The 15078-nt window shown below is 37.7% G+C and carries 14 protein-coding genes; 6 read left to right on the top strand and 8 right to left on the bottom strand.

From position 1 onward, the window contains the following. Position 1: 1 nt before the first annotated feature. Positions 2 to 2041, bottom strand: a complete 2040-nt coding sequence (locus A37Q_RS0104355) for a M3 family metallopeptidase (protein WP_018299055.1) — start codon at positions 2039 to 2041, stop codon at positions 2 to 4. A gap of 88 nt (positions 2042 to 2129) precedes the next feature. Here A37Q_RS0104355 and A37Q_RS0104350 point away from each other — a divergent pair, with 88 nt between their 5' ends. From A37Q_RS0104350 to A37Q_RS0104325, 6 genes are all read left to right on the top strand, one after another. Continuing rightward, the gene (locus A37Q_RS0104350; protein ID WP_018299054.1) at positions 2130 to 2774 is read left to right on the top strand and encodes a site-2 protease family protein; all 645 of its coding nucleotides are present in this window, start codon (positions 2130 to 2132) and stop codon (positions 2772 to 2774) included. A gap of 12 nt (positions 2775 to 2786) precedes the next feature. Continuing rightward, complete coding sequence (locus tag A37Q_RS14615) at positions 2787 to 3158, top strand: MTH938/NDUFAF3 family protein (protein ID WP_018299053.1); 372 nt, start codon at positions 2787 to 2789, stop codon at positions 3156 to 3158. A 120-nt stretch (positions 3159 to 3278) separates the two neighbouring features. Further along, positions 3279 to 3878: a TUL4 family lipoprotein gene (locus A37Q_RS15785; RefSeq protein ID WP_018299052.1), complete on the top strand. Its 600-nt coding sequence runs from the start codon at positions 3279 to 3281 to the stop codon at positions 3876 to 3878. Between the two features lie 91 nt (positions 3879 to 3969). Continuing rightward, positions 3970 to 5319, top strand: coding sequence for a hypothetical protein (locus A37Q_RS0104335; protein WP_018299051.1), 1350 nt, complete (start codon positions 3970 to 3972; stop codon positions 5317 to 5319). A gap of 103 nt (positions 5320 to 5422) precedes the next feature. Next, positions 5423 to 6394: a polyprenyl synthetase family protein gene (locus A37Q_RS0104330; protein WP_026196524.1), complete on the top strand. Its 972-nt coding sequence runs from the start codon at positions 5423 to 5425 to the stop codon at positions 6392 to 6394. A 3-nt stretch (positions 6395 to 6397) separates the two neighbouring features. Continuing rightward, entirely contained in the window at positions 6398 to 6832 is a 435-nt protein-coding gene (locus A37Q_RS0104325) for a YcgN family cysteine cluster protein (RefSeq protein ID WP_026196523.1), read from the top strand. On the opposite strand, the gene A37Q_RS0104320 is transcribed toward A37Q_RS0104325, so the two are convergent. From A37Q_RS0104320 to pilM, 7 genes are all read right to left on the bottom strand, one after another. Then, positions 6820 to 9633 (bottom strand): ATP-binding protein, encoded by a 2814-nt coding sequence (locus tag A37Q_RS0104320; RefSeq protein ID WP_018299048.1) that lies wholly within the window; start codon positions 9631 to 9633, stop codon positions 6820 to 6822. The two genes, A37Q_RS0104325 and A37Q_RS0104320, sit on opposite strands and share 13 nt — an antisense overlap. Before the next feature lie 74 nt (positions 9634 to 9707). Beyond that, entirely contained in the window at positions 9708 to 10373 is a 666-nt protein-coding gene (gene tsaB / locus A37Q_RS0104315) for a tRNA (adenosine(37)-N6)-threonylcarbamoyltransferase complex dimerization subunit type 1 TsaB (RefSeq protein ID WP_018299047.1), read from the bottom strand. 63 nt (positions 10374 to 10436) lie between these two features. Further along, complete coding sequence (locus tag A37Q_RS14605; RefSeq protein ID WP_018299046.1) at positions 10437 to 12350, bottom strand: type IV pilus secretin PilQ; 1914 nt, start codon at positions 12348 to 12350, stop codon at positions 10437 to 10439. Next, on the bottom strand, positions 12331 to 12912 hold the full coding sequence (locus tag A37Q_RS0104305; protein WP_018299045.1) for a pilus assembly protein PilP: 582 nt from the start codon (positions 12910 to 12912) through the stop codon (positions 12331 to 12333). The genes A37Q_RS14605 and A37Q_RS0104305 overlap by 20 nt, the downstream gene beginning before the upstream one ends. Further along, positions 12905 to 13519, bottom strand: coding sequence for a type IV pilus inner membrane component PilO (locus A37Q_RS0104300; RefSeq protein WP_018299044.1), 615 nt, complete (start codon positions 13517 to 13519; stop codon positions 12905 to 12907). The genes A37Q_RS0104305 and A37Q_RS0104300 overlap by 8 nt, the downstream gene beginning before the upstream one ends. Beyond that, a complete protein-coding gene (locus A37Q_RS0104295; protein WP_018299043.1) occupies positions 13516 to 14085 on the bottom strand; it encodes a PilN domain-containing protein in 570 nt (189 codons plus the stop codon). Before A37Q_RS0104295 ends, A37Q_RS0104300 begins: the two co-directional genes overlap by 4 nt. Next, a complete protein-coding gene (pilM, locus tag A37Q_RS0104290) occupies positions 14085 to 15041 on the bottom strand; it encodes a type IV pilus biogenesis protein PilM (RefSeq protein ID WP_018299042.1) in 957 nt (318 codons plus the stop codon). The genes A37Q_RS0104295 and pilM overlap by 1 nt, the downstream gene beginning before the upstream one ends. Positions 15042 to 15078 lie beyond the last annotated feature (37 nt).

Raw genomic sequence — 15078 nt, 5'->3', positions numbered from 1 at the left:
TTTATACTGATTTAATCCCTGAGTGCCTTAGAAGTGCATTAACCTCTGGATCTCGTCCACGCAAGTTATGAAACAGCTTTGCCGCAGAAGATGAGCCGCCTTTTTCAAGAATATGCGATAAAAACTCTGTGCCCACATCACTGTTTAAGAGCTCCCCAGATTCTTCAAACATGGCAAAGGCATCACTTGATAGCACTTCAGCCCATTTATAACTGTAGTACCCTGCTGCATAACCACCTGCGAAAATATGAGAGAAACTATTTTCAAAGCGATTATATTCTGGCGGCATGATAACTGCTGTTTCTTTGCGCACCTCGTCCAAAATCGCATGTACATTTACATTATCCGCATGTGCTTTATGAAGACGAATATCAAAAATGGCAAACTCTAATTGGCGTACCATTGCCAAGGCTGATTGAAACTCTCTGGATGCCACCAATCGATCAAATAGATGTTGTGGTAACATCTTGCCTGTTTCAACATGCTTTGATAATTTCTCAAGTCCTTCTTTGCACCAGCAAAAATTCTCCATAAACTGGCTTGGTAATTCAACTGCATCCCACTCAACACCATTAATTCCGGAAACACTTGGGTAATCCACTAGCGTTAAAACATGATGAAGTGCATGACCAAATTCATGAAAAAGCGTTAACACATCATTATGTGTTAAAAGCGCCTCTTTGCCTTCCTGTGGCGGCATGAAATTACAATTCACATAAGCAACAGGCAATTGAATACTGCCATCTTTGTGTTTATAACGCACCCTTGCCTCATCCATCCAAGCTCCGCCGCGTTTATTCTCTCTGGCAAATAAATCTGTGATGATTTTCCCTCTCAGTTTGCCTTTTGCATCATAAAAGCTATAAAGTGCAATATCTTCATTATAACGATCAAAGCTCACTTCTTTTTTTGCCTCCAAACCATAAATATCCCGTAGAATATCAAAAAGTCCCTGACTGACTTGTGATAACGGAAAAAATGGGCGAAGCTCATCTTCTGTAAAATCAAATGCTTTCTTTTTCAGTTTTTCACTATAATAAGCAATATCCCAAGGTGCCAAATCATCCTTAACACCCAATGTTTTTACAAATGATTGCAGCTCTGCTAATTCATTTTTTGCCTGTGCTTTGGTTTTATGGAGCAAATCCAATAAAAACCCTTCAACCTCATCTACTGAAGATGCCATTTTGCTGGCAATAGATACCTCAGCATGTGAGTCCATTTGCAAGAGCTTTGCCTGAGCCTCTCTCAATTCTAAGATCTCACTCATTAATGCAGTATTATCATACTCTGGATAATCAAACAACTCTGAAGCCCTTGTATTGTAGGCATGATAGAACTTCTCTCTTAAGGCTTTATTGTCAGCTTGCTGAAGCACTGCCAAATAAGTTGGAGGATCAATGCCAAGCACATAGCTGTCATTTTTCCCTAGTGTTTTGGCTTTTTCTTTAGCTGCATAAATCACCTCATTTGAAAGCCCAGATAACTCGTTTTCATCCGTAGTCTCATACTGCCATTTCATCGTTGCATCAAGCACATTATTCTCAAATTGACTTTGCAGCTGCGAGAGCTTAATTGACATTTCCTTAAACTTTTGACGCTCTTTTTGTGCCAAATCAACGCCTGATAATTTAAAATCACGAATCACATCATTCAGTGCTTTTTTCTGTACTTCATCTAGTGTTTCATCACTTTCAAGCACGATCTTATACGCTTTGAGTAAGCGCTCATCTTGTAGCGATTCTGTATTATAGGCTGAAATAAGCTCTAAAGTGCTTTGATATACTGCTCTTAGCTCTGGCGTATTTTGCACTGCATTTAAATGTGAAATTGGCGTAAATGCTTTGGATAAAGTATCTTCTGCCACTTCCAAAGGATAGACAAAATTTTGCCATGTATAATGCTTCTGCGTTAACAGCGCTTCTTTTGTTTTTTGGCAAAATGCGATAATCTCTTTAATTTCTTCTTCTGCCTTATTAATATCCAACGCGCTAAAAATGGGTAATTCTGTCTCATATTTTTGAATTAGTACTTCTGTCATGGTTTACCTTTTTTCACTCATAATTACTTCATTATCATCCTCCTTTATAATACACTTATTCAATTCTGAGAAAAGTAAGCACAGCTAAATGTCTGCAAATTTTACTGGTATTCTGGCCGCATTTGTCATGTTTATCATCCCAATGCTTTTTGCAATCACCCTTCATGAAGCCGCTCATGCCTATGTTGCTAGGCTAAGAGGCGATAACACAGCCTCAATGCTAGGAAGGGTTTCTTTAAACCCTATTCGCCATATTGACCCACTTGGCACCATTATTCTACCCACTGCAATGTTTCTGTTGGGCACCGGTTTTCTATTTGGCTGGGCCAAGCCTGTCCCTGTCGATTTTAGCCAACTAAAAAAGCCAAAGTTAGATAGCGTACTTGTTGCTATTGCGGGGCCGCTTGCCAACTTTATTATGGCAATTATCTGGTTTATATTATGGAAGTATGTGCCTAATTTTGGCATGCATCAAATGGCCTATTTTGGCGTCATGCTCAATCTGATGCTGATGGTATTTAATTTACTCCCGATTCCGCCTTTAGATGGTAGTCGCATTATCAGCGCATTTCTTCCATATAAAGCTGCCATGCGTTATAACCGTATCGAACGCTGGGGCATTTTAATTGTGCTCCTATTACTGTTCATCCCATTTGGGCAAACAAACCTTTTAGCAAGCATCTTATATCCGATTATTAATGTGCTACTAATGATTATTCAAAGTATTTTCTAAGGAGCGGTAACAATGAACTTAGAACTAGAGCAACCTGATAGTAATATTTATATTAAACACTTTGAAAATGGAAAAATCGCTTTTCCACAACATGAAAGCTCAAAAAATGTGATCTTTGACCGTGAAAAAATCATTGTCCCTGACTGGTCTGTTTCCAAGATTACTTGTTTAAACGAAGAGAATATTAAAGCACTCATTCATCCGAAGTATGAAATTGTTTTATTAGGCACAGGTAACTCTCTTATTATTCCGCCCAAAGAGATTTTACATGCATTTGCCAAGATCGGAAAATCTTTAGATTTTATGAATTCAAACGCCGCTTGCAGAACGTTTAACCTGCTTGCTCATGATGAAAGAGAGGTCATCGCCGCCATTATTGTTTGAATTTAATACAAAATAATGAATTGGGTATATATGTTATTTCATTCTTCTAAAATCAATGCTATAAACTACAGTAATCAACTTGAGTATAACAATCTAAAAACCTAGAAAGAGGATAATATAATGAAATACTTAGCCGCAGCGTCCATTATTGGTTCCGCTATCTTATTATCTGCCTGTGCAACCCAACAATCTGCACCACAAGCTGAGCCTTCTCCAGCTGATAATGTAAGTGCGCCGCAAACAGTAGCACCTATTTCAGCTGTAAAACCTGTTTCAAGCACAAACGCAAATACAGATAGCGCAAATGCTAAAGGGAAAGAGACAACAGAAAAAGTCAACACCCTGCAAAAACCTATCACGAAGGTTGATACCAGCATTCCTCAAGCAAAGGTGAGCCTAAGTGAAAAAGATAATCGCGTAATTGCTAAAGTATACAGCACATGGAATGGTGCCAAACAAGGTGATTTGAAACTACATTGGATCGCACCACCAAACTCTAGCTGTATTAGCACAACATTTACCATCATGAAGTATAAAGAGAAAAATGATTACTCATGGGCATATCGCACCTTTGATCATAATATCAATGGTGCTAAAGTAAACTGCTCTGGAAAATGGCAAGTAGAAGTTATCTATAAGCCGACCATGCAGATTATTGCCAGCGACAGCCTTGATGTAACTGCACCGGTTACCACAAAAGCGCCAGCGAAGCACAAATAAAGTTTATTCCTAAAAAATCTTGCGATAAGCTAATGACAATCTAGCTGGGCTTGCTATCATAAGGCTATTTTATTAGCTTTTGTAGATAGCAATGTCATCGAATAACAAATCAATCTTAACTTTAACCTCTCATAGCATCATACTGATAGGCGCTGCCATTGGTGGCATTTTATTCTGGCAAATCCCCAAATTACCAGAGACTTACTACAACCTCTCATTTTTGATTGCTTATATTGTTTCTCTTATCTTTATCTCAGCACCTATTTTTGTTGCAGAAACCGCCAGCAGTTTTCTAAGTAAAAAAACGCTCTTTGCAAATTTGCGTTACTTGAGTGGTTCCGAGCGGTTTCGCTGGTTTGGTATATTGATTGTACTGGCATCAATTCTTATGCTGATCTTTACAATGGGAAATCTTTCAAGCTTTATTAGCGCCTTTGTCTTCAGCACACATATGGCAACCACGCAAAACTTACAGCATACGCTTGATAATGCACACACCTATTCTGCTGTTATTACGATTATTACCAGTGCTGTTTTAATCGTGCTTTTACTCATATTACAACTAAGGCGCTTTTTTATTGCTAGTGCAATGATCCTAAGCCTATTTGGTATTGTCTTATTTATTGCTTTTTTTATCTATAGCATTGCTTTTCAAAATCTACTTGTCGCCCTATCAAGCTTTTTCACACCTAACTTCACCCTGTTAAGCCATTTTTCGCTTTGGTATAGTGCCATTACACTTGCACTTTTTACAAGCTTAATTGGCTTTGGCGCCCATATCGCACTTGGTAGGGAAATAAAAACACATTTCTCATATCGTAAATTAACGGGCATTTATCTTATTAGTAGCGTTATTTTTGCTGCGATTATTATGATTTTATATCACAGCTATAGCGCGACTTCGCACACCACGCAAATGACCGCACATGCGAACCCTTTTGTGCTAACGTCTTTAATGCTTTTATTTGTGATTTTACTTAACTTAAGCCTATCAACCTTGCTCTGCCAGGTTGGCAAAGTGGCTATGCCTTATACTAAAAAAGCCACATTCCCTATTCGTCTTATCCTATTTGTGCTCTTATTCTTAGCGATTTTATTTTACCAGCTTGATTTCTCAAAAACAGCGCTCAGTATTTTCTCTGAAAGCTTTATCTTTAGTTTGGTGCTCTTTATTGCTTATGTAGAGACACTTCTTTTTGGTTGGATTTTTGATGCGCAAAAAATGCATTATGCGCTTTACAAACACACACAAATTAAAATGAGTGCGCTGTTTAATATCTCGCTTAGACTCATTGCACCTACTGCAATACTGGGAACTTTAATCAATAGTATTGTGAGCATTTATCTTAATACTAATTACTTATTAGATATCATTGTATTTGTCTTGTCCTTTGTCATCACAATCGTACTTGGCCGCATTTTATATCAAAAATTTAAATAATCGATTAACTCTGTCCATTTTTTCGTATTTCTAACGTTTAATCTTGACGATTGGATTGGCATTATCTATCCTCAAGGCTTACAAAATGAATACAATATTCACTATGCAAACACTTTCTGATATTCGCACACTTATGGCGGATGATATTAAGCACAATAACCAGTGTATTATCACTTCACTTTCATCTGATGTTGCTCTTATTAATCAAATTAGCCAGTACATTATTCAAAGTGGTGGTAAGCGCTTGCGCCCACTTTTGGTGATGCTGTGTGCTCGCGCATTAAGCTACAAAGGAGAGAGTCACCATAAAGCAGCTGCTATTATTGAGTTTATTCATACAGCAACCCTGCTCCATGATGATGTCGTTGATGAATCTGCATTGAGAAGAGGTGAGAAAACAGCCAATAATGTTTTTGGTAATGCCGCTTCTGTTTTAACAGGTGATTTTCTTTATTCACGCGCATTTCAAATGATGGTTGAACTGGAACAAATGTCGATTATGAAAGTGCTTGCTGATGCAACCAACAAAATTGCCGAAGGAGAGGTTCTACAGCTGTTAAACTGTAATAATCCAGAGATTAATGAGCAAGATTATATGAATGTGATTTATTGCAAAACGGCAAAACTTTTTGAAGCTGCCTGTGATATCTCAGCAATTTTGGCTAAGGCAAATAACACTGAAGCGCACGCCATACATCAGTATGGTATTCATTTAGGCAATGCATTTCAAATAGCCGATGATGTACTTGATTACACTTCAGACAGTCAAACCATGGGCAAAAACATGGGAGATGATCTTGCTGAGGGGAAAGTGACTTTGCCACTTATTTATACACTTAACCATACTGATAAAGAAAATCAAAGATTGATTCATGATGCCATCAAACAGGGACATCATCCTAAAATGGATACAATCATTGAGATTGTGCAAAGCTGTGGCGCTATTGATTATGCGCTGGATCAAGCACACTTAGAAGCTAAATCAGCTGCCCAAGCATTAGATGCAATTTCTCACTCAGCTTATAAAGATGCCTTGATTCTACTTACCAAACTTGCTGTTAAACGCACCCACTAGCTTATGAAGAAGAATCGACCATTTTGGCAAACGACCCCGCTTGAGAAAATGAGTCATGCTGAGTGGGAATCCCTTTGTGATGGCTGCGGATTATGTTGCTTACATAAACTTCAGGATGAAGACAGCGATGAAATTTACTACACTCAAGTTGCCTGTAGATTACTTGATTGCCATAGCTGTCAGTGTACAAATTACCCTCATCGAAAATTACTTGTGCCAGAGTGTTTAAAGCTTGACTATAAAGAGCTAAAAAAAGCATATCACTGGCTGCCTGAAAGCTGTGCTTATAGGCGTCTTTATCTTAAAGAAGGTTTACCCAGTTGGCATCCGCTTGTTAGTGGTGATAAAAACACGGTTCATACAGCCAAAATCTCGGTACGCACTTTTGCCATCTCTGAAAAAGATATCGATGGCGATTTGGAGGATTATTTATTATAAGCTTCTTGATATTCTAAGATTGTTTTTTCCCTTATCTCATTCAGCACATCATAAGCTTGTATCGCCGTTTCTGAAAAGACTTGATCTGAATTTGATAATGCCTTTTCCAGTGTGAGCAACGCCTCTTTCATTTTGGGAAGTCCACAATAACTACTGGCACCATGAAGTTTATGCACTGCAGCCTTAAGTACAACTTTATCCTTGTTATCATAGGATGTTTTAATCTCCAGCCACGCTTGCTCTAGCGCATCCATAAATGCTTTAATCATTTCTCTAGCAAAGGCTTCATCTCCACCAGCAAGCGACTTACCAAACTCTATATCAATATAACTATCCGTTTGCTCACTGTGATGCAACATATCATTTTCTTTTGTTTTGTATGTAGTTTTCTGCAAAAACTTAGCGATCATCTCACTTATTTTTGCCTCATTGATAGGCTTAATGGCTACCTCATCAAACCCAGCTTTGACAAGTCTTTCATCGTTGGAATCTAATACATCAGCAGTCACTGCAATAATAGGAATTGTTTTATAGCGCTCAATATTTCTAAGGGCTTGGCAAAGCTCAACCCCATCCATCTCAGGCATTTGTAAATCTGTTAAAATAAGATCAAAATTATAACGTGAAATCAAATCCAACGCTTCTTTTGCACTTAGCGCACTATAAACGATTAGTTTTTGCTTATCTAATAAAAGCTTTAACAATCTCAAATTAATTTCATTATCATCAACAGCAAGGACCGTATACACCTTGTCTAAAACAATAGGCTGTTTTTTAGGCTCTTTGGCTTTTAAGGAAGAAGCTTTCACCTCTTCTTCAAATAACAGCGCTTTAACCAATCGCTCCTGCCTAAATGGAAAGCCCAAAAAGCCATCAATCTTGGCATTAAGCACATACTCAGCTAAATCATTGTCATTGAGATTACTGAATAATAAACTTTTTGCTTGTGAGAACGCCTGAATATCCATAATCAGTGAACGATAAAGCTTTTTGGCATCAGGAAGATTCTCTTGTGTATAGGCAATGATAACACAATCAATAACACTATTCTCAGCAATATAATCAATAAGATTTTCTTCCGTATTCACAGCAATAACTTCAGCACATAGACTCTCAAGACTCTTAATCAGCGCCCTAGCGGAGAACTCAGTTTGATCAAATACCACAATCCTTTTATTTTTTAACTCAGTATTACTGGATTTATGGCCTATTTCTTTAATATCATGTTTATCTGATTTTTTAAATTCCAGCGTAAATTGAAATGTAGAGCCTTCGTTTAGCTCACTATTGATACGAATCACACCACCCATTTTTTCCACAAGGCTCTGAGTAATGGTCAAACCAAGCCCAGTTCCGCCGTATTTGCGACTAGTAGAGGCATCTGCCTGCGTAAAGGCATTAAATAGATTTACCATTTGTTTTTGGGTTAGCCCAATGCCTGTATCAACCACTTGAACATTAATCCCAACTTCATCCTTACTATAACTCTCACGTTTCACTACAAGCTTAACACCACCTTTTGGTGTAAATTTCAACGCATTACTTAATAGGTTCGTGATAATTTGAGAAAACCTAAGCTCATCGCCAATCACCACTTCTGGAACCTTATTATCAATCATTAAAGCAAACTCTAATTTCCGATTAATAATGGCAGGTCGAAATAAGACAGCAACATTTTCAATTGTATTTATAATATTAAAAGGATGCGCCTCCAAGATTAAACCACCTGATTCTATCTTAGAAAAATCTAATATATCATTAATAATCTCTAAAAGGTGCTTTGACGACTGTAGTGTTGTTCTGACATATTCTGCTTGCGTTTCATTTAAAGGACTGTTGCCTAATAGCTCTAAAAATCCCATAATGGCATTCATTGGCGTGCGAATTTCATGGCTCATATTTGCCAAAAATTTACTTTTAACCTGACTTGCCTCTATTGCTTCATTTCTCGCGGCATCTAATTGCAGGTTCTGTTTTTCAATTGTTTTTAAGGTTTCTCGAAGATCCGATGTCGCTTTTTTAATATTCTGCTCCATTTCTTCATGAGAGTGACGAATGGAATGGGTCATATTGTTAATCCCCTCTTCAAGCACTTTCATCTCTCCTGGTGGATCAGTACTGACATGTGTATCTAATTTTCCATCTCGAATACGCTTCACAGCATTAATAATAGCAAAAAGTGGGTTAATCAACTCGCCTGCCAATCTAAGCCCAAATAAGATACTAATAGTCAGCCCAATCAATACAATTAAAAGCGCTGCAATAATCGCTTGATATTGACTAAATACTGTATCTTCACGACTTAAAGTGACAACAGCCCATCCCACTTTGTGTGCATAACCATAATAGGCCTTGGAGCCATCTGGCATGTTTCTAAGATTAATTGAACTTGCAAACACTGGGGAAATGAGCTGAATACTTTGATCTGACTCCAGTCGTATCACTTTTGGTGAAGCAATACTTTTACGTTCTGTGAAAAATTTATTCTCAAGCTGCGGCACCTGTCCACTAAAGCTTAATAGCTTACCATCAACGCCATAAATTGCCGCCATTTTTACGGTAGGATAACCCATAATATTATCGGTTATATTTTGTAAAACAGCCTGATCATTTTGGGAAAGCGCATACTCAGAAGAAGCAACAAGTTCAGATAAAATGGCCTCACCTCTAATCGATAAATTACGCTCAAGGTCCGCAAAACGCATACTTAAAAAATAAAATGACAATAGTAAAGAGACGGTTAATGTCGGTACAATCGTCAATAAGATCATACGACCTCGAATACCTACTTTACTTATCATATACGCATCCGCTATCAGCTTATAACATCAGTATCTACAAGTATATCATTCACAAATCATTTTGCGGATGTAAATTATGAAGATAGTTTTTTCCATTTTTTGGTTCCCTGCAAATAAACGGGCATCGCATTATCTGAAAGCTGATCACTTAGACTATCTAAGGCATCATCCTTGAATAGTGGGGCAGCATACTTACAATCAAATAAGGCCTTTTCTACTTGATAATGTTTTTCTAATCCAAATGACTCCCCCACAATTATTTCAGGCTTAAAGGCATTAACTGCCTCTGATACCAAATGCTCTTCAATGCATTTTTCTTCAAAAAACATCAACTGATCAGCGCGTATATCATATATATAATTCCCAATGTAAGCATCTCCCATCTTAGCATCTAATAGGACTGATATTTTATTAAAACCCCTCTCTTTTATATAATACATTGCAGCCAGCGCCATGCTTGAAAATCCTCTTACCGGCAAATCAAGCGCTAGAGAAAAGCCCTGCATCACAGCAGCTGCAAGTCTCACGCCAACAAAGCTACCAGGCCCCACACCATAAGCCAATTTTTGTATTTCACGCTTATCCAGAGAAGTGTTACTCAGTAGCGCATCTATCATATTTAACAAATGCACATTATGCAGACGAGGAATCTCTTTGGTTTCACTCATAACTAGAGCGTCATTATCAAATACAGCAACGCTGCAAAAATGGCTTGAGGTATCAATCGCGAGGGTTTTCATAAGAAATTAAGTTATACTTTTTATGGTATTATACCACCAGAGCGTCTTTTTTCGGATGTAAATTTAATACTCATCTTGCTCAATGATTTTAGGGGTAATAAAAATCAAAAGCTCTTTATTTTCATATTCATTTGAAACACTACGAAATAACCAGCCCAAAAGTGGAATATCACCTAAAAGTGGTACTTGACTTTGTTTTTTGGTTGCTGAGCGCTCATAAATGCCCCCGAGCACAACTGTTTGACCATTTTGCACCATTAGTTTTGTTTGTATCTCACGCTTATCTAATATTGGCTCTTCGGTAAGCCCGGCAGTATCTTGTGTCACACCATCTTTTTTCACGGTTACTTCCAAAATCACTTTACCATTGGGTGCAATTTGTGGCACAACTTGAAGCTCCAAAACCGCTTCTTTAAATGCGATACTCGCCGCCCCCGATGCAGTAGATTCATTGTATGGGATCTCCTTACCCTGTTTGATATATGCCTCTTTATTCTCGGCAACAACTAAATGTGGAGATGAAACAACCTTTGCATTACCCTCTGTCTCCAAAGCCGATAGCTCCAAACTCAAATCAATTCCACCAAAAAGTCCAGTGAATGATATAGCAGCATTGGAAGATCCCGCTTTAGCATCAGCGCCTTTAATATAATTTGGTAAAATACTAATAACATTATTTTCATTATTAGAATCAACAGCATTATAGCCAATGCCAAGCTCAAACACTGAATCTTTTGTCACTTCAACAATTCTGGCTTCAATAAGCACTTGATCAACAGGCTGATCCAGCTCACTAATCATTGCTCTTATCTTCTCTATACTATCTGCTGTGTCAGATACAATTAATGTATTCGTGCGCTCATCAGCAACAATAGAGCCACGTGCTGAGAATAAATCTACAGAACCTGAAGTTAACATTTTTGTCGTCTCTAGCGCCTTAGCATAATTCAAAGGGATATAGGCTATTTTTAGTGGTGCTACCTGTTGATTGGCTTTTTTTGCTAATGCCTCTTGCTCATCTTGAGCAGCAATCTCTGCAACTGGAGCAATATATAAAATATTCCCCATTTGACGTTTACCCAAGCCTTTAGACATTAATACAATCTGTAAAGCCTCCTCCCAAGGAACATCTTTTAAATTCAGTGAAATGGTTCCAGTAACACCATCACTGACCACCAAATTTAACCCTGCAAACTGCGCCAAAATTTGTAACAGGGAACGCACTTCTATATTTTGAAATTTTAGGCTAATGCTTTTATTCACATTGAAGCCTTCTATTTCGCTATATGCTTTATTGATGGTTACTACTAACCGGTCAGCAAGCTTTTGATATTCATAACTAAACGCCTGCCCCATATGTAGAACAACTTCAATATTATTTCCAACCTGAGTAATATCAATCGTATTGACAATCGTATTAAATACAGAGGCATCAATGCTATGCAGCCAATCTTGGTCAATTTGCGCATTGAAAAAAGTAATCAAGAGTGTATTTTTCGCATCTGAAAAATGAATTTCGGCATTTTCCTGCTTCCAATTAAAGCTAATAACACTGCCATTATTCAGTGCCCGCTTAAAGCTGATATCTGTTATTTTAGTCTCTGAGTGAGGTGTAATTAAATCTGGCGTGACACGATTTACTTGATCATTGATAATATCATCAATACTAAAAGCACTGCCTACATCTTCCCCTAAATCATCACCTGTATGCTCATCACTGAGCTCATGCACTATAGTATTTGTATCTAAAGCTTGATCCATATTTTGAATTGCCTTATGCTCTTGATCTGTCTTAGTCAAAGGTGCATGTGTCATCGTGTGATTATCATCATACAACAAGGCAATATCAGAGGCAGTTGGAATACCTACTTCTACAGTTAAATTTTTTCCAAAGGTCAGCGTATCGGTATCAGCAATAGAAATACTGCCACCAAACATAGCAAAAAGCATCGCATATTTAAGGGGATTCTTTTTCATCTTCATCCTCCTTGTGTAAGTGAAGCGGTAACACCGTCAATTTTTTACTCCAGTTGCCTTTGGCATCTTGCACCCTTTCATCAATTTGAATTGCATTGTCTGTGATTTTTTGTACACGTCCATAATTCTCACCAAGATACTCACCCACCTTCACTGTAAAGACTTCGCCTGTGTTATTATTAGTAATAATAGCCCATAGTTGACCATCTTGATGAATAACCCCGACAAAATCTAAATTTGCTAGTGGCACTTTCTCTAGTGCTTTTTTAACTCTAGATAAATCTGGTTTATATTGGGAGGAAGATGTGTTTTTCTCAGCGCTTTGCTTCGCCTTTAGTTGTAAAGGTGTCTCAAAGGGATTACGGAGCCCTTCAATATCTACCTTAGGCATTTGATATAATTTAATTTCAGGCAATGCTTGAATATTGGTGGCTTTTGTATCTTGCATCACCTTATCACTGTAAGCTTTCAAATCAGGAAAATCGTGATGATTTGAGCACGCGCTCACACCTAATGTAGAGATGCCTATACACATTGCCTGATAAATATAACGCCTAGCCATTTCCCACCCCCACAAGTGCCTCTTTAGCATTGGATGGGTTGATACTATAAGTCTTTAGCGTTATTTTCATTTGTAAGAGACGATGATTATTTGTCTGATTTAATGGACTCAACTGATAACTCTCTACGACAATAATTCTTGATAAGGTCACAATAGATTTAACAAACTGAACAAACGCATCAAAGCTACCATCGGCATTTAAATCAATGCTAAAAACATCATAGCCTGTTTTCTTTTCAAGTGGTTGTGGCGTCAATGATTTTACTTTTAAGCCTGCGTCGAAAGCAACTTGAGATAGCTGATCAATCAGCTGATAAAGCTCATTATTCTGCGGCAGCTTATCAGCCAATTCCAGATAAACCTTATTAATACTTTGCACCTGTGATTGGACCTGAGACAAAGTTTTACTATTAGCAACATTTTTCAGGTATATTTGCTTATAACGCGATTCTAACTTTTTAGCATCAAGCGTTTTTTGATTCACAAAGCCAATAATCAACCAATAGCCTATTACAATTACAACTAGCAACACAATAATATTAATCAGCAACCTCACCCATAAGGGCTGTGCTGCGGCTTTGTAGAGGAGCATGTTAATCCATTTCATACTTTCTCTCCTGCCGTTTCTTTGACAATAGGGAGCGTAATTTTAAACTCATGCTCAGCACCAAAGCCAACATCACCAATTAAGCGTATGTTTGATAAATGCGCTTTGGTAAAAAATGGGCTCTCTGAAAGCTGCCTCATCAAAGCTGAAATCCCTTTACTATTTTCAGCCCGCCCATGTAAGAGAATATGATCTGTTTTTTTGTCTATCGATAGCAAATAAACGCTATCTGGCATTGCCTTTGCTAAATCAACCAGCATCAAAAGCTCTTTGGCCCGATTAATTTGCAATTGATTTAATAACATAATCCGTCTTAGTAACTCAGCTTTCTCTTTTTTTAGCTGACCGATATGACTAACTTTAGTTGTCAGCATTTTATTTTTATTATTAATATAGGCATTTCTTGCTTCTTGCTCATTCAATGCGCTTAATGCAATCACCAACCAGATAATCAGCACAACAATTGCAGCAATGACGCTAGCAAGCATATGAAAGAGTAATGTTTTTGCACGGCGTTTTTCTAAGGTCTCACGCCAAGGGAAAAGGTTAATACCATGCATACTCATTAACCAATTACCTCCCTTGTTGCCAGAGCCAAGGTTAGAACATAGCTCTCTGGACATTGCGGCAGTGTTTTATTGTTTAATGATATATGTTTAAAGGGGTCTAAAATTTCAATCTCTATTTCTGTTTGCTCTTTCAAATTATCAATGAGCCTCTCAATCTCAACTCTTTCTCCGTATAGAAAAAGCCTCTTTAGTTGGATATCAGAATGCCCAACTTCAAACATTTGAATGTTGCGCGCAAACCAAGGAATAAGTGAATTAATATATTCCTCGTCGTTTAAATTCACCCCCAGTGCTTTTTGATCATTAAAGTAGATTTCATTTTCATCTAAAAAGTGAATTTTATAACTGAAAGTATTTAATCCAACCAAAGCAACACAGCTATTTTCCTGTAAATCCATTGGATACAGAACCTGTAAAAACCGTCTTAGTAAATAGCTATCAATATCTAAAACCTCAGGCAATAAATGACACATTCTGGCAATTTTCTCAAACGGCTCAACATCACTTTTATGCGCAGCAATCAACAGCACATCTTGTTTTCCCTCCTGCATGCTATCCCCTAAGAGCTGATAATCAAAATAGGTGTCTTCTGCACCTTGAGAGATATGTTTTTGCATATCTAATAGCAATGCATCATAAAGCCCTTTTGCACTTAAGCTTTTATCATAACGCACTCCTTTGATAATCGTATTGCCTTGTGCAAGAACAAAGCCTGCATAGTGCGTTTGAATATTATTTCTTTTTAATAAATCTATAAGTGTTTCAGCAAATTCAGCATAATCTACAATCTGGCCATTACTGACACATTCATTACCCAGAGCCGCAGCATCCACGGCAATAAGCTGATAACCAGAGGTACTTTTTGATAATTGCGCAATACGTAAAAATGCATTTGACCACTCAATCGCAACGATCCGTTTTTCAGATATTTTCAAGAACTTTGCTAGCTTCATGCAAGCGCTTCCATTTACTACACTCAATCAAAGTATA

It is taken from the genome of Fangia hongkongensis FSC776 = DSM 21703 (assembly GCF_000379445.1).
Taxonomy (GTDB): Bacteria; Pseudomonadota; Gammaproteobacteria; order Francisellales; family Francisellaceae; genus Fangia; species Fangia hongkongensis.
Note: the sequence above shows the minus strand (reverse complement) of the source record. Positions and strands in the feature narration are given on the sequence as shown.